Below are 19,916 nucleotides of genomic sequence, written 5' to 3'. Positions count from 1 at the left end.
CCTGATTTTTTTATACATCTTTCCACATTAACGTAAAACGGATTGCTTTATCCCAGCCTGATAAAAGTTCCTGCCGTTTAGTTTCTTCCATTAATGGCGTAAAATTACGTTCTAATTTCCAATTATCAATAATATCCTGCTTACTAGTCCAAAAATTAGTTGCTAAACCAGCTAAATATGCCGCCCCTAAAGCCGTTGTTTCCACTACCTGAGGTCGATTGACAATACAATTGGAAATATCACTTTGAAATTGCATTAAAAAATCATTTTGACTGGCACCGCCATCAACTTTCAAAGCTTTTAATTGAATACCTGTATCTTCTTGCATTGCTTTTAAAACATCATTTGTCTGATAAGCAATTGACTCTAGGGCTGCTCGAACAAAATGTTCTTTACAACATCCTCTAGTTAAACCAACAATTGTTCCTTTAGCATAAGGATCCCAATGAGGGGCCCCAAGACCAGTAAAAGCAGGAACAATGTATACACCATTTGTATCATCAACCTTAGTTGCATATTCAATTGACTTAGGGGTATCTTCCAGCATTCTCAATCCATCACGAAGCCATTGCATAACCGCCCCGGCAACAAAAACACTACCTTCTAAAGCATAATTTACTTCATCTTTATCACTGGCAGCAATTGTTGTTAGTAAACCATTTTGGGAATGATAGATTTTCTTACCAGTATTCATCAATAAAAAACAACCGGTACCATAAGTATTCTTAGCTTCCCCAGGTTCAAAGCAGCATTGTCCAAATAATGCAGCCTGTTGATCACCAGCAGCACCAGCAACTGGAATATGACCACCTAAAATACCAGCTTTAGTATAACCATAAATACAGCTAGATGGCTTTACTTCTGGTAACATACTGCGTGGTATTTTAAAATAATCCAGCAATTTTTGATCCCAGCAAAGATCATAAATATTAAATAGCATTGTTCTTGAAGCATTAGTATAGTCAGTTACATGTACTTTACCGCCAGTTAAGTTATAAATCAGCCAAGTATCCACTGTTCCAAATAAAAGTCGTCCCTTTTCAGCTAGTTTGGCTGCACCAGGAACATTTTCTAAAATCCAGGCAATTTTCGAAGCTGAAAAATAAGGATCTGGAATTAATCCGGTAGTTTTAATAACATATTCTTCTAATCCATCAGCTACCAATTGTTCAATCATCTTAGCACTGCGCCGACACTGCCAGACAATTGCATTATAAATCGGTTCACCAGTTTCTTTGTCCCAAATAATCGTTGTTTCCCGCTGATTAGTTATTCCAATTCCGGCAATATCTTCTGCTTTAATACCTTTTTTAGCCATAGCTTCACTAGCTACTGCTAACTGTGATGACCAGATTTCCATTGGATTATGTTCAACCCAGCCTGGTTTAGGAAAAATCTGTTCAAATTCTTTTCTGGCAATTGCTTTTATATTACCTTGATGATCAAATATTATACAACGTGAACTTGTTGTTCCTTGATCTAAAGCCATTACATATTTAGCCACTTTTTGTCCTCCTCAATAATATTAAAATGTTAGTTCTTTACTAAATTTTAACATAAACTAAGTAAAATAAGTATCTCTTTTAAATACTCAAAGACAAAATAGTAACTTTATCCCATCAATATTTAAGCTGGACTTTTTTTAGAATTAAAGACAATTAACATTGTTATCGCCCCAAGAATCAAAATACAACCAATTAATTTAAACATCGATAATTGTTCACTTAAAATAATAATACCAAAAATAACACTCGTTACTGGTTCAAACATACTTAATATTGATGCTGTAGTTGCACCTAAATATTTAACCCCTTGTTGTAAACAAATAATCCCAATAATTGATGTTAAAATTGCAATTATAAATGAATAACCATAAGCTAATCCTGGCAAAATTAAAACTAATTGTCCAGTAATAACTCCTATTATTAACAAAGCAATAGCAATTACAATTGCAAAATAAAAATTCAAAACATAAGGATTAAGACTCTGTAATCCTAGCTTTTCAATTCCAACCATATAATAGGCAAATGTTATTCCAGAAAACAAAGCCAAAAAAATTCCAAAAAGTGATGAGCTGCCTACTTCAATAAAAAATAAGATTCCAATACTAGCAACCACTAAACAATATTTAACTACTTTTGTCAGTTTTTCATGATAATAAAAACAACAAATCAAAGATACAAACATTGGATATAAAAAATGCAAAACAGTAGCACTACCTACTTGAATATAACTATATGAAGTATATAACATGGCAACTGTTAATGCTGTTCCAACGATCCCAACTAAACAAATCTTTTTGAGCTGTTCAATTGTAATACGATAGTTTAATTTTTGCAATTTAATAATAATAAATAATATCGGTATAACAAATAAATGTCGATAAAAAGCCATCGTAATGCCATTGCTTCCCATCGAATATGTCATTTTAGCAAGTATTGGTGTAAAACCAAAAATCATTGCTGATAAAATTGTCAAAAAATAACCTTTTGCTTTCATTTTCCCTCCAAAAAAATAGATGTGTTTTTAACACATCTATTATCCCAAATCTTCACCATTAGTTTCAATAACTTTTTTATACCAATAGAAAGATTCTTTTCTTCTTCTTGAAAAATCACCAGTTCCATCATCGTATCTTTCTACGAAAATAAATCCGTAACGTTTTGCCATTTCACCAGTTGATGCTGAAACAAGATCAATACATCCCCAAGGAGTATAACCACGTAAATCAACGCCATCTAACAGTGCTTCATGCATTTGTTGAATATGTTTTCTTAAATAATCAACACGGTAATCATCTCTTACTTTACCATCATCATCGATTTTATCAAAAGCACCTAATCCATTTTCAACAACGAAAATTGGTTTTTGATAACGATCCCAGATTTCATTTAATGAATAACGTAATCCTTCAGGATCAATTTGCCATCCCCAGTCACTAGCTTTTAGATATGGATTTGGTACCCCACCTAAAATATTTCCTTTACCAGCTATTTGTTTTTCTGGATCAGCAGTTTGACAATTTGACATATAGTAAGAGCATGTATAGAAGTCTACTGGTCCACTAGCTAAGATTTCTTCATCACCAGGTTCCATTTTAATTTCAATATTATTTTCTCTAAAATATCTCTTGATATAATTAGGATATTTACCACGGCATTGAACATCACTACAGAACCAGTTCATTAAATGATTCTTTTGCTGGTTTTCAACTTGATCAGCTGGATTACATGTTAATCCATAGCTTGTTGCCATGATTTGCATACATCCAATCTTATTTTCAGGATCAATTTCATGAGCCATTTTTACCGCTAAAGCACTTGCTAAAAATTGATGATGTAATCCTTGGAAACGGTTGTTTGGAATATCAACTTGATTCATGAAATCCATTGGTTTGATTTCATTTAAAATTCCTTGACCTAAAAATGCTCCCATAGCAGTTGTTGCTGAATTAATTTCATTAAATGTTAGCCAGTATTTTACTTTTCCTTTATAACGAGTAAAAATTGCTTTACAGAAATTCAAATAACAATCAATCATTCGACGATCTACCCAAGAATTCCATTTCTTAGTTAAATTAAATGGTACTTCATAATGTGAAATAGTAACCATTGGTTCAATATTATATTTCAAACATTCGTCAATTAATTCTTCATAGAATTTTAAACCTTCTTCATTTGGTTCTGTTTCATCACCATTTGGGAAAATTCTTGTCCATGCAATAGAAAAACGATACATTTTAAATCCCATTTCTGCAAATAGAGCAATATCTTCTTTAAAACGATGATAATGATCAATTGCATCATGTGAAGGATAAAAAGTCCCTTCTTCTAATTCAGGTGTAATTCTTTTACTTCTAGTAGCAGTACCACCAGTACAAATATCAGGACAAGAAACACCTTTTCCGCCTTCTTGCCAGCCACCTTCTAATTGATTAGCAGCAGTAGCGCCACCCCAATAAAATCCTTTCGGAAAACTCATATAATACCTCCTTGTTTATTTATTGTTTCTATTTTATCTTAAATTATCGTTATTTACACAAAAATTTCATTGTTTGAAAATATAATCTTGCTAATAATCTAAAATATTTTGCCAGATAACTTTACATCGATATATTAAAAACCACATTGAATGTGGCTTTTAATATTTGCAGACATATTCTATTTTACTTTACTAAACTACCTTAGTATTTTATAAATCAGCAAAAAACTAATCATTTAAATTATAGTAACTTTTCAACTTCATCAATAACCTCATTTAATGAAGGTACTGTTTTATAAAGAAGCTTATTAATATCATCACCATGTTTAACTAAATCAGGGACACAAATTACTTTAATTTTAGCATTAGATGCTGCCAAAATTCCATTGCGAGAATCTTCTAATACTAATGCATCTTCATTATTTATATGTAAATGTTCTAGTACTTTTAAATAAATATCAGGACTAGGTTTACTATGTTCGACTTTGTCACCGGAAATAATATAATCAAATAAACTACCATCGATATTAGCTAATTTATTATAAGTATCGATAGTTTCTCTTTTAGAACTAGAAGCAATGGCAATTAAAATATTTTTTTGTTTTAAATATGCAATCAATTCTCTTAATCCTGGTTTAACTTTAATGCCATTGTTCAAAAGATAATCCATTCGCATTTTACGTGATTGTAAACTGATTTGATCATAAGGATAATCTGGTCCAAATTTTTCTAAAACCTTTTTACGATGATCGTTAATATTCATCCCAATTGAATTTAATGCAAACTCTTTGTCAATTTCATAGCCATATTGTAAAGCTGTCTCTAACATACATTTCATCCCAATTGGTTCAGTATCATACATTAAACCATCCATATCAAATATTACTAATTTTAAACTCATTATATTTCCCCCCATAAAAATATTTATGCGCTAATATTTTACTATATTATCTTTAATATTACAATTTATTGCCTGTTATTATAAGTATCAACGATATTTAATTTTTATATTTAGTAAGCTATAATATTTTTATAATTTAATTAAGGGAGTGAAAAATAATGATTGCTGTTTGGATCGTTGCAATATCATTTATTACTGTTGGACTTATATACAGTATTCCAAAATACTATAAAATTTTTTCCTGTCGCGCTAAAACAACCGGCACTTTATTAAAATCACAAAAATCTTTAACAAGCGACAATAAAGCAATTAAAGCAACTTATGAATACTATGTTGATGGAAAGAGATATCTTGGTACTACCGGCTGGTCTACTTTTGCTATTTTTATTAGTGGTAAAGAATATATTGTAAAATACAACCCTAAAAAACCAGAACAATCTTTTATTAATATGAGTGGTATTTATATTAATTGCGCTATTGGAACATTATTTATTGTTGTTGGAATCATTGTTTTTATCATCGGAATTATTCTTTTATCAATATTATAAAAAAAAGTTAGGGCTGGGAGACCCTAACTATTGTGGGGAGGGAAGAATTGCTTCTTCCTTCATTGTGCATAGAGCACATTTTTGGGATAAAGTGGTTCATTTAAGAACCATCTATATGATAACACATCTTGAATAAAAAAGGAATTATTTTGACGTATATTTTATCTTTATTTATTTTTAGCGCCAATTTCTACCATCACTGCGTCGTAATAATTCATCGATTAAAAAGTCTAAATGTTCTTGATTTTCTGCTCGCACCATGAAAACATGATTTCCCATCGCTGCGCTCAATGCTTCAGGAACATCAACATCAAGCATCACTAAATCACCATATTTTTGATTAATTTGATCATTGCTTAACATATAATCAATACCATCACGACGACCAATATAAGCTACTAAATATTTTTGTTTTACATCCATGAAACATTTATCATAGATAAGCATATCTGCCCAAATTGTATAAACATCTGTTTCATAACTAAAATTAATCATATCTGGCATATAAGCACCAGGAGCGCGCATATTTACTTCCAAGCCAACTAAATCACCTTTTTTTCCAAGTCCTTCTTTATCAGCATCTAACCTAAAGAATTCAAAATGGAAAAAACGACTACGAGTATCAAAAGCCTGGACTACTTTTCTACCCACTTCTTCAATATCACTACCAGCTACAAAACGATTACAAAAAGCAGTATCACAATTTTCATTAACATTATCCATGATTGAATTTAACATGATCGTACTATTAGCAATTAAAATATTTTTATTGCTATCAGTAATACCATCATAGGTTTCAACATGGCCATTAACATACTCTTCCATAATATAAACTCGATTATCTTTAGTTGCAAAGAAATACTCTAATTCACTTTGATCTTTTAGTTTATATGTTGAAGAAGCACCAACACCATTATCTGGTTTGACAACAATTGGATAGCCTACTTTTTCAACAAAAGCTAAAGCATTTTCAAAAGTATCTACCAAACAATAACGAGCGGCATTTAAACCAATGCTTTTGTAGATATCTTTCATTTTTGATTTATATTTCATTACTGCCAAATCTTCATATTTAGTACCGCTATTAATATTAAAATCTGTTCTAATTCGCGCATCTGTTTCTAACCAATATTCATTCTGGCTTTCAACAAAATCGATTCTACCATATTTACTAATATAATAGGCAACTGCTTTATAAACCTCATCATAATTTTCTAAGCTATTTACGCGATAATATTCGCTTAAACTATCTTTAGTTTCATTACTAATTTCACTATAATTAGCATCCCCAATTCCTAAAACATTGACACCACGAATTTTTAATCGTGAACAAAAATTGTGAAAATATAATGGAAAATGCGGTGAAATAAATACAACATTCATAATTTTCATCCCCCTATAAAATATGATTTAAGAAATATGGTAACTGAACTTGCCACCAGTCCCAATCATGGTTAACATCATATCCCCAAAAATCGATCCAGGCAGGAATATCTTTATATTCCAATAACTCTTGCATCCGACGAGTTGAATAAATCATTTCATCTTCCCAAGCACCTTGACCACAACATAAAATAATATCACAATGACGATACATTTCTACGTATGGATGATCATAAGACATCCCTTGTAAATATTGAATTGGGCTATTGTTGTACAATCTTTCATCATGATAATCCCCAAAGAATAAATCACTATCATAATAACCACTTAAACAAATACACCCTTTAAAAACATCAGGCCGTCTAAACATAAAGTTACAAGCATGGCTAGCTCCCATTGAACAACCTGTTGTATAAATTTTTTGACCAGTACCATTAATTTCAAAAATCCGTGGTACCAACTCATCCATAACATAATAATACCATTGTTCCATCATATAAGTACGATGATTATTGTCGCCACCTTCATCAGACCAGCATTCACTATCAATACTATCTAAACAGAAAACCTGAACTAATCCGGCATCAATTTTATCGGCAATAACATTAATCATCCCAAAATTTTCAAAGTCAAAGAAACGTCCATCTTGAGCTGGAAATACTAATAAAGGAATCCCCGCATGTCCATAAACCTTATATTCCATATCTCGATTTAGACAATCACTATGTTCTTTATAATATTCAACTTTCATTTCTAAACCTCCTTCAATACTTTATCAACAAAGTCATGGACTTCTTCTAATGTTTCAAAGCGAGCTGTATAAGTATAATTACCCATTGCTCCTGATAAAATATCAGGCATTCTTTCATTCATTAAAATATGTGAACCATACATTGCCATTAAAGCATCATTGTTGTAATAATATTCTTTACCATCTCTTCGACCACAGTATACACAATGATATGGACGATTAGTATAATAATCACTATGGTTATAAACAACCATATCGGCATAGATATTATAAATATCAATATCATTAGCCCAGTCCATCATATCTGGCGTATATCCTCCAGGTGGCCGCATATTAACTTCTAATCCGACAAAATCACCTTTATTACCAAGTCCTGGCCGGTCTTCTAATAATTGGAAGAATTCACAGTGAAAGAATCGTGCATTCAATGGAAATTCTTTAACAACACTGCGACCTAATTTTTGTAATTGTTCTGGAATCTGACGCAATGAATAATAATGCATACCAGTATTATTATTAACTACATCCATAATTGAATTTGGGAAAACATGGCTAGTTTCAAAAATCACTTCATGATCTTTATTAGCTAAACCATCATATGAAATGATCAAGCCATTAACAAACTCTTCCATAATATATTGAGTAATATGATCAATTTGATAAAATTGTTCTAATTCTTCATAATTACTAATTTTATATGTAGCTGCTGCCCCAACACCATTATCTGGCTTAACGATAACTGGAAAACCTACTTCTTCAACAAACTTCTTCCCATTTTCTAAAGTATCAACTAAATGATAACGAGCTGTTTTAACTCCTGCTTTTTCATAGTAAGCTTTCATACCAGATTTTGTTTTGAAGATTTTAGTAACATCTTCTTTCATTCCGGTATTAATATTAAAATCTGTTCTTAGACGAGCATCTAACTCTAACCAATATTCATTATTAGATTCAATCCAATCAATTTTTCCATATTTGCTTGCAAGATAAGCAACACAACGATAAACATGATCATAATTTTCCATGTTATTTACATAACAATATTCAGTAACTGAATTTTTTAATTCTTCGCTGATATGTTCTTCTGGCATATCCCCGATTGCTAAAACATTGACCCCATGATTTTTCATTCGATCACAAAAATTCCAATAATTTTTTGGAAACATCGGTGAAATAAACAAAAAGTTCATAAGTCCCCTCCTTTTTTTATTTATCTTAACATGATTATAACATATATCTAATTTATATAGCAAAATAAAATCGATAAAGCCGAAATTTTGATATAAAAATTTATTATTTAAACAATAAATCATTCAAAAAATAAAAATATTATCATATTGCAACATAAAAAAAATAGCACCGGTTAAAAAAGGAGCAAAAGGAATATAGCTGTGCATGGTCGTTTTCTTTAATAACAATAAAAATAATGAATAAATACCCCCAGTAATAATCGCAATCATAAAAGCTATAATAATATTATTAAATCCAAGTAAAATACCAGAAACAAACATTAATTCAATATCACCAATACCAAAACCATCTTTAATAAATATATTGATCCCCATCATCAAACTGCTTATTACTAAACTACCAGCAATCATATCTAAAATATCAAAGCTTGTTAATAAACGATAAATGATCGTTAATATAAATAAGATAAAAATCGTGATATCATAAATATTAAATGTTTTTAGATCAATTAAAGCAATTACAAGTAATAACATTGATATAAAATAAACAATGATCATTTTATAAAAAACATATTGATAAAAACAATAAACGAATAAAATACCACCAATAACTTCAATAACTAAATGACTAATCCTAATCTTCTTTAAACAATAACGACATCTTCCTTTTAAACAAAGATAACTAATAATCGGTAATAAATCATACCATAATAACTGATGATAACAATTAGGACAATAACTCCTTCCTTTCATTATTGATTCATTTAATGGTAATCGATAAATAACAACATTAAAAAAACTACCAAAACAAGCACCAATAAAAAACAAAGATATCCAAAACATAATTTTCCTCCTACTTTAAATATTTATATAAATATATATCCTGGAAAATTAATAATTACTTTTATAAAGTATAAAAAAGAATATTTATATATGTTAAAATAGTGATGAATTTTAAGAAAGGATTACTATTATGAAAGATATACTTAAAAAAATATCTCATGGTCGTTTAGAACCATTATTTTATATTTTATATAAATTATTTATTAATTTAGAGTATCTTGTTTTAACAATCTCCTGGTATTTAAAAGGACTACGTAAACCTAATCAAGAAGATATTGACTTAGTTGTTGAAAATGTCACATTTATCTATAAATCATTTGAAAGACAGGCAATGGCTAAAAAACTATATCAAAATATTCAAAAATACTATCCTAACGCTAGAGTAATAATTAGTGATGATAGTTTTAAACCATTAAAAATAAAAGGTCAAAACTTAAAAATAATTCATTTACCATTTAATAGTGGTTTAAGCAAAGGCTTAAACGCAGCATTAAACGAAGTAACAACACCATATGTAATGCGCATGGATGATGATGAATTATTGACATTACGAAGCAATATTGCAGATGAACTTAGATTTTTAAAGCAGCACCAAGAAGTAGATTTAGTTGGATTTGGGGTTTTATCAACACCTAAATGTGAAGACCCTAAAAAAAGTTCTCACTTATATTATAAACAGTTAATGCAAGAAGCTTTAAAACCATTAAAAATTCCACATTTAACTAAAATTGATGAAACTCATTTTGTTGTCGGTAAGACTGCAAATATCTTTTTAGCTAGAAGTGATAAGTTAAAAGAAATTGGCTGGGATGATAATATTCGTATTCTTGATCATAATGATTTTTTTGTCCGAGCTGCCGGTAATATCGTTAGTGTTATTAATCCTACTACCGCTATTTTTCACTATCACAATCAATTTGATAACAACTACCAGCAATATCGTAGTGATATTCAAAAAGATCGCGATTATATTCGTAAAAAATATTCTTAAAGACAAATGGAGAGTTTATGAAAACAGTTGTTAGTGATTTAGATGGTACTTTATTAGCTGATGGTAGTCTTAATAAAGAAACAATTGCTGTATTAAAAGAATTTCAAAGTAAGAATCGGTTAGTTTTAGCTACAGGAAGAAATTTTGAAAGTGTTAAATGGATAGTTGATGAATTGGAAATGGAAAAGTATCAAACTGGTGCTTTGATATTAATTAATGGTTTAGCTTTTTATGATTTTAAAGACCGTGAATATATTTATTTAAATTCATTTGATTTAAAGGAAGTAAAAAAGATCATAAAGATAGCCTATCGCCTATTTTTTAGAGTTACTGTTGTTTGTCAAAATGAACGAATTACATTATCAAGTCTTTATGATAAAATATTTTATATATTGCGTTATTTAATTAAACATAAGCCAATTCCTAAACAAAATAATAAAGCTGTTTACAATCAAGTAGAAAAAATTGAACTAGGTGGTACTATCTTTTTCAACTTCTTTTTTAAACTATTAAAAAAACGGCTTTATAATTATGAAGTCGTTCGTGTTAGTCAATATTGGATTGAGATTTTACCAAAAGGAACTAATAAACTAAATCAGCTTAAATATTTAGTTAGTAAATATCATATTGATCAAAATGATTTATATGTTTTTGGTGATGGGGAAAATGATATTGAAATGTTACAGTATGCAAATAATAGTTATGCACCTGAAAATGCTTTGATTGAAGCTAAAAATGCTGCTCATTTTAAATGTGAATCATGTAATAATAATGGTGTTATTAAAGTTATTCAAAATATAATCAAAAGATAAAAAATCCAGGATTTCCTGGATTTATTCAGTTGGATGACGATCACCTAAAAGATAGTCTTCAACATGTTCAAAGATATATTTAATTGAAAGTGGTAAACGACCTGTTAATGAACTAAAATCACTAACTGGTACATCTAAATAACCTTGCGTTACAGTAGTTCCAAAAGTAACCATTCCTTCAGATGTAGCTTGAATTGGACTTTTAGAAAAATCACCATCAGTATCACGAGGAACTCCGATTGAATCAAAGTAAGCATATAACTCATCATCTGTTAATTTAGTATATGTAATATTATTATTAGTAACTTCATTTCCTATCGCTAGAAAATCACTATAAGATATTGGTTCTAAACCATTAATATTTAAAATTTCCCGATGTAATAGATGATTGTTTAAAGCACAGGCAGCAGCATAAGCACAATCTTTAAGAGAAATAAACCATACTCTACCATCACCCATATTTTTAGAAATAGTTTTTTCACCAGCAGCTACAGCACGCATATAATCACTAGTAAAAGCTTCTACAAATAATGAATTACGTAAAATGATATAATCTAATGGTGAATTTTGAATAATTGCTTCTGTATAAGAATGGTCAACATTTTCAATACTAGGATTAAAAGGATGAGCAGCTGATAAAACTGATGTATAAATAATCTGTTTTACATTAGCCTGCATACAGGCATCAACAACATTTTTATGAGCTATTCTACGTTTTTCACCAACAAATGGCATTGAGATTAATAATACTTTATCAGCATCTTTAAAAACATCAACTAAACCTGCAATATCATTGAAATTAGCTTTGGCAACTGCAATTCCCATTTCTTGATATTCTTTTAATTTTTCAATTTTTGGGGCTGTAAAAACTAAATCTTTTTTATCTACTAAATCTAAAACATATTTAGCCACTAACCCACCAAAATTTCCATCGACTCCATTAACAACAATCTTACTCATTTTATTACCTTCTTTTTTATGAATCTGTACTATTACGTTGTCCTACTTGATAATCATCAGCATGTTCAAACATGTATGAAACAGTTCTTGGTTTATCACCTGTTAACCATTCAAAAACATTAGTATGAGTATTCATTTTTTCTAATCTGATTGCTCTTGCAAAAGTAACCATTCCATCTGATGAATAAGGAGCAACAGAATCTTCTTCAAAATGTCCATCAGTATTTCTAGGTACCCCAGTAGCATCAAATGCTGCATATGTTTCTTCTTCAGTTACATTATTAATTCCGATATTTAATTTTGTAGCTTGATTGCCAGCTTCAACAAATTCTTGTAATGTAAGTGATTCAGGACCATTGATATTTAAAGTTGCATAATGTAAATCTTCTCTTACTAAGGCATACATAGCAGCTTTAGCACAGTCTCTTCGAGAAATATAAGACATATGTCCTTCACCTTGACAGCTAGTCATCATATTACCAGTATCTTGAGCAGCAAAATAACTAGTAATCATAGCTTCAGCATATTGTGAATTACGTAAGAAAACAAAATCAACATCTAAATTAGCGATATAGTTTTCAGTATAAGCATGATCAATTTTTTCAATACTTGGATTTTCTTCATCTTGAGCATTTACTAATGAAGTATATATGATTTTTTTAACCCCTGCTTTAATTGCAGCATCGACAGCATTTTTATGAGCATTACGTCTTTTTACTCCTACAAATGGTGAAGAAATAATTAAAATTGCATCGCCACCTGCAAAAGCTTCTTCTAATCCTTCACGATGATTAAAATTAGCTACCCGACAATCATATCATTTTTCTTGCCATTGTTTTAAACCATCTTCAAAAGGACAAGTAAAAATCAAATTTTCTTTTGATGTTAATTTTTCAATATGTGTAGCAACATAATTTCCAAAATTTCCATCAACACCTGTTACAATAAATTTTCCCATTATTATTCCCTCCTATTTTGTTAACTCTATGATAGCACTTTCATTTTAATAGAAAAGTCCTCAAAAAATTATAAAGACTATAAGTTTTGCTTATAGTCTTTATAATAATTATTTACTTCATTAACAAATAATGGTACTAATTCTTTAGGATTATTTCGATAATAACCAACCGCATAATCAGCATGATGATGACTATTTTCTAATGGGATAGCTTTAACATTATCGTTTTCACTAATGACTTCAAACGCTGAAAATCCAATTCCTTCTTCTAATTGGATTGCTAAAATGAAATCATTTTGATTATCTACTTCTTTAACGATATTAGGATGAATACCATCTAGTTCAAAAGCATTCATGAAATCTTCGTAAAAATGATTACCGACTTTTTTAGATAATACTACAATTGGTTCATCTTTGATATCATTAATTGAAACTAGTTTATTTTGGCTTAAACGATGATTTAATGAGGTTACAACACATACATGTGAAGAAAGAATATTATAGTAATTTAAATTAGATACATATCTAAAATCATTTACTGATCCAAAACCAACATCAATAGTGCCCTCTTTTAATTGTTTAATACAATCTTGTAATGTTACTACTTTGACATCAAAAGATACTTGGTATTGTTTTTTAAATCTATTAATAACGATTGGAATAAAACTTTTTTCAAAAGAACTTGTAATTCCTATAATTATTTTATTTTCTTTCTTTAAGGTCATTTCAGTTATCTTTTTATATTCTTTTTGATAATAGTCATCTAATTGTTTACATAACTTATAATATTGTTCTCCTTCTTTTGTTAAAGTGGGAACATAGTTTTGTCAATCAAATAATTTAAAACCTAATTCATCATGTTCTAATTTTGTAATCTGTTGAGAAATAGCTGATTGCGATAAATAATGCTTTTTGGCTGCTGCTGAAAAATTCCCTTGTTCAACGACTGAAATGAAATAATAAATATATTGTTTAAACATAATATCACCAATAAAACTATAACATAGAATATTGATAAATATCAAAAAACTGATATAAAAAAAGACTTACCAGATAGTAAGCCTTTAATCGATTTCTTTAATTTTTTTACTGATACTGATTTCAGGATGGGTCTTTTCCCTGTCAAAATATCTGATGATCCGCTCTATCGCTGTTTCGATCCCGCCTGTCTTTGGTGCCTCAATGATCAGAAAATACTGTGTCGTGCTGTACTGTGAAAAGATATCGCTTTTTCTAAGATTCTTCATCATGATATCTTTCAACCGCTGCGATTCTTCGCTCATCGCATTTTCTTCACTGCTCTGACCGCTTAGCGTAAGCATCACCAGTGCCCTTTTATGATCGCTGCTTCTGGTGTCTGCAATATTTAACCGATAGATCCTTTTGAATACATAAAAGTCGCAGTAAAATGCGCCTTTCAATGTATCGCTGCTTTCTAAAAAGTCTTCGATGCTGATCGTATCAAGCTGTACCTGCGGTCTTTCATCAAGACATTTCTGATATAGCTCCTTTATCTGCGGTGCTGTCTCGATCCCGTAAAACAGATAGTAACTGTTCATCAGTTCCTGATAGTACTTTAATGCTCTGTCTGTTTCCTTAAGATGATAATAGGCATTCATCTTTTTGATGAACAGTAATTCGTTTTCGATTCCGGCAAGATGCGGATGTCCGGTCAGTTCCACGATCTCCTGAAACCGCCCTTCGTTTTCCAGCTTATCGATGGTCTGGAAAAGTGCATCAAAGCAGTTCTTTATCAGTTTCCTGTTTAACTGTCCGATCCATTCATTATCCTGAAGCTCCGGTAAAAACGGATTTTCAAATTTATCTGCCAGCCAACAGCAGTCCCGATACTGACTGTCGGTGTCGTTTCCTTTCATTATCCTTTCGCTCAGTTCCATTATCTCTTCATAATCCACCTGGCATTTGACTGCCGGATTCCAGAAATAGCTGTGCCCTTTTGACAGGATGCACGGCTCCTTGGCATACAGTTTCTTCAGATCCTTGCGGGCACGGTATACCAGGTTCCTCAATGCTCCGATCGTTACCTGATCTTCCTTATCCCCCCACAGATAGGAGATCAGCTGTCTTGACGTGATGTTTTTATCACGGTTTAAGATCAGATAGATGATCAGCAGCTCTACCTGGCGGCTTCTTTTCCCCTGCTCCGGAAAGACGTTCTTTGAATAGTTTATCTCCAGTATGCCTAAAGTTTTAACATTAAAACTTTTATACATATATCGTTTTCCTCCGTTTGTCTTGATATTTATTTATGACCGTAACCATAGCCGTAACCATAGCCGTATCCGTAGCGGTGATGCTCGCTGCCAAATACTGACGCTCTGGCCTGATTGATCACTGTCCCCATGATATATGGAAGATGTTCATTTAATTCTTCCAGTGAATCCAGGATATCCGCTTCGCTTGCATGATCCTGCTTGATAACGATCAGTCCGGTATCACAGTAGCGGCTGATGATCAGTGCATCTTCTAATATATAAAGCGGCGGTACATCCAGGATCACATATTCATAGTGCTCTTTCAATGCTCTGATCAGTTTTTCCAGAGATGGTCTTGACAGCAGTTCCGGAGCATTTTCATAGGAATCCACACCATAGATCACATCAAGCGGATAATCCTGATACTGATTGATGACCTCTTCCAGTACGTATTCCCCTTTTAAATAGCCGCCGATATTTCCGCTTAATTCATCTTCCTCCAGTATCCTTAAGACACTTGGATTTCTAAGGTCAAGATCGACCAGAACGGTCTTATGTCCCTTGTCGGCTAGTGAAATGGCGATATTGGATGCCACCATTGATTTGCCTTCATTTGGCAGGACGCTGCCGACCATGAATACCCTGCTCTGGTTCTTTTTGTTTTCCTGTTCAAACCGCAGTCTCAGATCATGAAACGACTGCCGGAACGAATACTGGATCCTTGGATTGGACAGCAGCAGTTCCAGCTGTTTTGATTTTCTTTTTCTTCTGACATTCAGATACGGTATCTTAGTGATATTGTTTAAATGTAGGACATTTTTTACATCTTCACTGTCGATGATCGTATGTCTGAAAATGATCACGGCAAAACTGATAACCAAACAGATAATGATTCCGATTGCCAGTCCCATGATCCCGTTACGAAGATAATCAGGATAGGCATCCGGTGCTTTAGCTACTGCCGGTGTATCCAGTAACGAGATCTCTACATCGCTCATTACCAGATCGGTTACCTGATGATAGTTGTTTAAGATACAGCTGGCTACATGGAATGCCGTTTCTCCGTCCTTTGCTGTTACATGCAGCTGCACCAGATTGGTATCCGGTATCTTGGCAAGCGATATCGATATATCCTGCAGACTGACACCTAATCCTTCCTGGATGATCTGCTGCATCATCGGTCCGGTCATCAGACCGTTGAAAGTTGTAAACATATCATCGTTTTCATCATTTGTGGCAAATATATTGTCCTGGTCCTGAGTATGTACGACAAATACAGCTTCCGAACTGTATGTCGTTTCAAAGAAGAAGACTGTCCTGATCTCCATTATCGCGATCATGATCACGATGATCAGGATAAACAGTTTCTTCAGTTTTAATACTGTCCTGAAAAAGTAGTCAACATACTTTGTCAGATCGATCTTTTCAGCATTGTTATCCTGCATGGTCATTACCTCCTGCTGTAACGGTTGTATCCATAGCGGTAACCGTAGATTTTTCGATTTCTGCTCAGATCGGCAACACTTGAATTATAGATGCAGCCGATCAGATTGTTTTTAGCCTGAACGATTCTGGTGATCGTTTCATTGATAAGGGTAAGCGTTGCTTCGTTCTGTTTTACGACCAGAAGTGAAGCATCGACCCATTCATTGATGATCAGCGGTTCATTGATCCCGTATGCCGGCGATGTATCGATGATCACAAGATCAAATTCCTTTTTAGCTTCTTCGATCAATCCTTTAAGTCTGTCCTGGATCAGTTTTTCACTGTTTTCCAGGTCCTGTTTAGCGCATAAGACAGACAGGTTCTGTTTTTCCAGATAATCGATCTGGCTTTCCCAGCTCTGTTTTCCTTCTAAATACTGATTGATGCTGCGGTCGGTCCTGATCTGAAATATCTTATGCAGTGACGGCTTTCTTATATCCCCGTCGATGATCAGTACTTTATGCCGGTTCTGGCTCAATGATAAAGCCAGATTGGCTGCGATCGATGATTTGCCTTCGTTTTCAACCGAACTGGTGATCATGAAGGTACGGTAGCCGTGTTTCTCGGCTGAGCTTTCGATCCGGCTCCTTAATTTCTTGACCGCTTCCTTATAGGCAAAGCTTGTTTTTAATGATGTTATTAAAATTGCATCCTTGCGGTGACGGCCGTGTTTTTTATGTTCCTTTGGTATCCTTGCAAACAGACGGCAGTCGGCCTGTTTTTCTATATCGTTTGCTGTCTTGACCGTTGGTCTTAGATAGATGATGAAAGCATAGATCAGGATAAAGACAAAGCTGATGATCACGCCTAGTCTAAGGTTCCTGAAATGGCCATTGGCTACGACCGGACTTTCATTCAGCTGTGAACGCTGCAGCACATCAAGTTCATAAGACAGATGATACTGAGCAGCATTGTTTACATACCATTCGGTAAGATATTCCAGAGAATAATAGGCTTCTCTTTTGGTCGGTGCCGTTACCGAGATATTAACGATATTGGTCTGATTCTGACTGGATACATTGCATGTGTATTCGACATCATCGACGTTCATCTTTTCCTTTATATAGTCCTTAACGACCTGACCGTTGAAAATATAGTCTAATGTCGTAATATATGACTGGGCCTGTTCCAGCTGGCTGTAGGTATTTTCCTCTAATACCAGGGCAGCCTGCATCGTTGACATATACTCAGGTGCATATGTCAGCGTCTTAAAGACATCGACACCGATCGCACAGATCAGGATCCAGATAAACAGTATCCCTGATTTCTTTATAAGCGAGGCTGCTGTACATTCGATCTTCTGTAACAGATCATTATTCTGTTTCTGATTATTCATGTCTTACCCCCTACTGAGCAATTACTACCAGTTTGGTATAACCGGTGTCTGCTCCCTGTGAAATTCGATAGATAAATTCATATGTACCAGGTGCGGATGGATCATAGTTGTTCGTTACTTCGATCTCTTCTTCTAATGAACTGTCGCTCACTCCCGCAAACGTTACATTCGATACATACTGCATCGGACGGATCGCTGTCCCGACCGGTACCCTGATCAGATACTCTGTCAGCTCTATTTCGATATTGCTCTGACTGTTTAGATAGGTTCCTTTTAGCCGCAGCGATGAAGCAGTACCGCAGCTGTCGGTTACTGAAAAAGTTGCCCACAGTTCACTGTCATTTGTATATTCAACGTTTTCAATCGCTATCTGCGATGTAAGATCACCGTCAACGACACTGCTGGCACTGACATAATCCTTTAATGAATCATTTGATTCAAGATACTGGAAGGCAAGTGCTTTAGTCAGTGTGATCTGCGGTGCCTGATAATCGCTGTAGCTTAGCTGTCTGGTCGCTCTGATCAGATTGTCATCGCTGTCAAAAACAGCATAGGTGATCGTTCTGGTCTGGTTTTCCTGAAAAGCAGAGATGCTTTCGATAAACACCTGTGAGGTAAGATCGCCGTCTTCCTCGTCGCTGGCACTTACATCCTGCAGCAGCGTCGATTCTTCGCTGGTCACACTTACGGTCAGCGGTGTCTGAGGTACCGTGATCTGCGGATCATGTCCGACCTTGTCATCACGTCCCTGGATAAATATAAATCCTACGTAACCGATAATTAAAAGGATTCCTAAAATAAAATATTTACAGTTTTTCTTCACTCTTTCATCCCCCTTATATCAACGTTCCTTAACATCTTAGCAGCATTGTCATTGAAGATCGCTTCACTGTAATCTCTGCCGTAAAGCTCCTTTACAAACTGATAGTCACGGTACATCCGGGCACTGCGATGGATTGGATGATGACCGTCGCTTCCGGCAAAGGATATTAAATGTGCTTCCAGCAGATCCATGACCGTATCTCTGGCCATCATACCGTATTTTCCAAAGACACTGCCCTTGTTCATCTGCAGCAGTGCTCCTGAAGACACCAGATCCTTAGCCAGATGATCGGATACCTGGATGCTTTCATAGCGCTCCGGATGAGCAATGACCGGTATCAGATCATTTTCAACAGCACACCTGACTGCTTCGATCATTTTTTTACCGTCGGCATCAAAGAAAAATTCCATTAATAAATATCTGGTATCATTGCATGTCGTGATCTCGTCTAAGTGTTCATAAAAGCTTTCGACCGAATCGAACAGGAACTCACAGCCAGGATACAGCTTAACAGGAATCCCGGCATCTTTGACGATCCTTTGAAAATCACTGAACAGACCTTTGATCTTGACAGAAGGATTTTCAAAATGATAAGGATAGGCCAGATGAGGTGTCAGAACGATTTCATCAGTCCCGTCACGGTAAGCCTGATCAAGCATCTGCAAAGCCTGATCGATGCTTTGACACCCGTCATCGACCATCGGTAAGATATGACTGTGTATATCGATCATTATTTCT

Annotated in this window: 20 protein-coding genes and 1 pseudogene; 3 read left to right on the top strand and 18 right to left on the bottom strand. The window is 33.4% G+C overall.

The window, feature by feature from the left end; all coding sequences use genetic code 11:
- Nucleotides 1-10: 10 nt before the first annotated feature.
- From glpK to B5E92_RS06865, 4 genes are all read right to left on the bottom strand, one after another.
- The gene (glpK, locus tag B5E92_RS06880) at nt 11-1,504 is read right to left on the bottom strand and encodes a glycerol kinase GlpK (RefSeq protein ID WP_087300527.1); all 1,494 of its coding nucleotides are present in this window, start codon (nt 1,502-1,504) and stop codon (nt 11-13) included.
- 122 nt (nt 1,505-1,626) lie between these two features.
- On the bottom strand, nt 1,627-2,499 hold the full coding sequence (locus tag B5E92_RS06875; protein ID WP_087300525.1) for a DMT family transporter: 873 nt from the start codon (nt 2,497-2,499) through the stop codon (nt 1,627-1,629).
- A gap of 39 nt (nt 2,500-2,538) precedes the next feature.
- Nucleotides 2,539-3,981, bottom strand: coding sequence for a glycoside hydrolase family 1 protein (locus B5E92_RS06870; RefSeq protein ID WP_087300523.1), 1,443 nt, complete (start codon nt 3,979-3,981; stop codon nt 2,539-2,541).
- A 241-nt stretch (nt 3,982-4,222) separates the two neighbouring features.
- Nucleotides 4,223-4,882 (bottom strand): HAD family phosphatase, encoded by a 660-nt coding sequence (locus B5E92_RS06865; RefSeq protein WP_239406417.1) that lies wholly within the window; start codon nt 4,880-4,882, stop codon nt 4,223-4,225.
- Between the two features lie 158 nt (nt 4,883-5,040).
- On the opposite strand from B5E92_RS06865, the gene B5E92_RS06860 reads away from it, so the two are divergent.
- Nucleotides 5,041-5,430 carry a DUF3592 domain-containing protein gene (locus B5E92_RS06860; RefSeq protein ID WP_087300521.1) on the top strand — a complete coding sequence of 130 codons (390 nt, stop codon included), beginning with the start codon at nt 5,041-5,043 and terminating at the stop codon, nt 5,428-5,430.
- A gap of 177 nt (nt 5,431-5,607) precedes the next feature.
- On the opposite strand, the gene B5E92_RS06855 is transcribed toward B5E92_RS06860, so the two are convergent.
- The 4 genes from B5E92_RS06855 to B5E92_RS06840 form a co-directional block, all read right to left on the bottom strand.
- The gene (locus B5E92_RS06855) at nt 5,608-6,813 is read right to left on the bottom strand and encodes an acetyl-CoA carboxylase biotin carboxylase subunit family protein (protein WP_087300519.1); all 1,206 of its coding nucleotides are present in this window, start codon (nt 6,811-6,813) and stop codon (nt 5,608-5,610) included.
- 13 nt (nt 6,814-6,826) lie between these two features.
- Nucleotides 6,827-7,564, bottom strand: coding sequence for an esterase family protein (locus tag B5E92_RS06850; RefSeq protein WP_087300518.1), 738 nt, complete (start codon nt 7,562-7,564; stop codon nt 6,827-6,829).
- A 2-nt stretch (nt 7,565-7,566) separates the two neighbouring features.
- A complete protein-coding gene (locus B5E92_RS06845) occupies nt 7,567-8,754 on the bottom strand; it encodes an ATP-grasp domain-containing protein (protein WP_087300516.1) in 1,188 nt (395 codons plus the stop codon).
- A gap of 123 nt (nt 8,755-8,877) precedes the next feature.
- Nucleotides 8,878-9,597 (bottom strand): A24 family peptidase, encoded by a 720-nt coding sequence (locus B5E92_RS06840; protein WP_087300514.1) that lies wholly within the window; start codon nt 9,595-9,597, stop codon nt 8,878-8,880.
- A gap of 130 nt (nt 9,598-9,727) precedes the next feature.
- Here B5E92_RS06840 and B5E92_RS06835 point away from each other — a divergent pair, with 130 nt between their 5' ends.
- Both B5E92_RS06835 and B5E92_RS06830 read left to right on the top strand, forming a co-directional pair.
- A complete protein-coding gene (locus B5E92_RS06835) occupies nt 9,728-10,588 on the top strand; it encodes a glycosyltransferase (RefSeq protein ID WP_087300512.1) in 861 nt (286 codons plus the stop codon).
- Nucleotides 10,589-10,605: 17 nt separating this feature from the next.
- Nucleotides 10,606-11,400: an HAD family hydrolase gene (locus B5E92_RS06830; RefSeq protein WP_087300510.1), complete on the top strand. Its 795-nt coding sequence runs from the start codon at nt 10,606-10,608 to the stop codon at nt 11,398-11,400.
- Nucleotides 11,401-11,421: 21 nt separating this feature from the next.
- Here the strand turns inward: B5E92_RS06830 and B5E92_RS06825 are convergent, their stop codons facing one another.
- From B5E92_RS06825 to B5E92_RS06785, 10 genes and pseudogenes are all read right to left on the bottom strand, one after another.
- Nucleotides 11,422-12,360: an NAD(P)H-binding protein gene (locus B5E92_RS06825; RefSeq protein ID WP_087300508.1), complete on the bottom strand. Its 939-nt coding sequence runs from the start codon at nt 12,358-12,360 to the stop codon at nt 11,422-11,424.
- A 16-nt stretch (nt 12,361-12,376) separates the two neighbouring features.
- Nucleotides 12,377-13,150: pseudogene (locus tag B5E92_RS06820) on the bottom strand (NAD(P)H-binding protein); the annotation flags it as partial.
- A 27-nt stretch (nt 13,151-13,177) separates the two neighbouring features.
- Complete coding sequence (locus tag B5E92_RS15805) at nt 13,178-13,318, bottom strand: hypothetical protein (RefSeq protein ID WP_239406416.1); 141 nt, start codon at nt 13,316-13,318, stop codon at nt 13,178-13,180.
- A 77-nt stretch (nt 13,319-13,395) separates the two neighbouring features.
- A complete protein-coding gene (locus B5E92_RS06815; RefSeq protein WP_087300506.1) occupies nt 13,396-14,043 on the bottom strand; it encodes a LysR family transcriptional regulator substrate-binding protein in 648 nt (215 codons plus the stop codon).
- A gap of 102 nt (nt 14,044-14,145) precedes the next feature.
- Nucleotides 14,146-14,298 (bottom strand): LysR family transcriptional regulator, encoded by a 153-nt coding sequence (locus B5E92_RS06810; protein WP_204245246.1) that lies wholly within the window; start codon nt 14,296-14,298, stop codon nt 14,146-14,148.
- Nucleotides 14,299-14,382: 84 nt separating this feature from the next.
- The gene (locus B5E92_RS06805) at nt 14,383-15,552 is read right to left on the bottom strand and encodes a BTAD domain-containing putative transcriptional regulator (RefSeq protein WP_087300504.1); all 1,170 of its coding nucleotides are present in this window, start codon (nt 15,550-15,552) and stop codon (nt 14,383-14,385) included.
- Nucleotides 15,553-15,581: 29 nt separating this feature from the next.
- The gene (locus B5E92_RS06800) at nt 15,582-16,979 is read right to left on the bottom strand and encodes a polysaccharide biosynthesis tyrosine autokinase (RefSeq protein WP_158095204.1); all 1,398 of its coding nucleotides are present in this window, start codon (nt 16,977-16,979) and stop codon (nt 15,582-15,584) included.
- 5 nt (nt 16,980-16,984) lie between these two features.
- Complete coding sequence (locus B5E92_RS06795; protein WP_087300500.1) at nt 16,985-18,355, bottom strand: polysaccharide biosynthesis tyrosine autokinase; 1,371 nt, start codon at nt 18,353-18,355, stop codon at nt 16,985-16,987.
- A gap of 10 nt (nt 18,356-18,365) precedes the next feature.
- Nucleotides 18,366-19,178, bottom strand: a complete 813-nt coding sequence (locus B5E92_RS06790; RefSeq protein ID WP_087300498.1) for a hypothetical protein — start codon at nt 19,176-19,178, stop codon at nt 18,366-18,368.
- A complete protein-coding gene (locus B5E92_RS06785; RefSeq protein ID WP_087300496.1) occupies nt 19,175-19,909 on the bottom strand; it encodes a tyrosine-protein phosphatase in 735 nt (244 codons plus the stop codon). Before B5E92_RS06785 ends, B5E92_RS06790 begins: the two co-directional genes overlap by 4 nt.
- Nucleotides 19,910-19,916: the final 7 nt, after the last annotated feature.

It is taken from the genome of Erysipelatoclostridium sp. An15 (genome assembly GCF_002160675.1).
In the GTDB taxonomy this organism is placed as follows: Bacteria; Bacillota_I; Bacilli_A; order Erysipelotrichales; family Coprobacillaceae; genus Thomasclavelia; species Thomasclavelia merdavium.
This window is presented reverse-complemented; position numbering and strand designations above follow the sequence as displayed.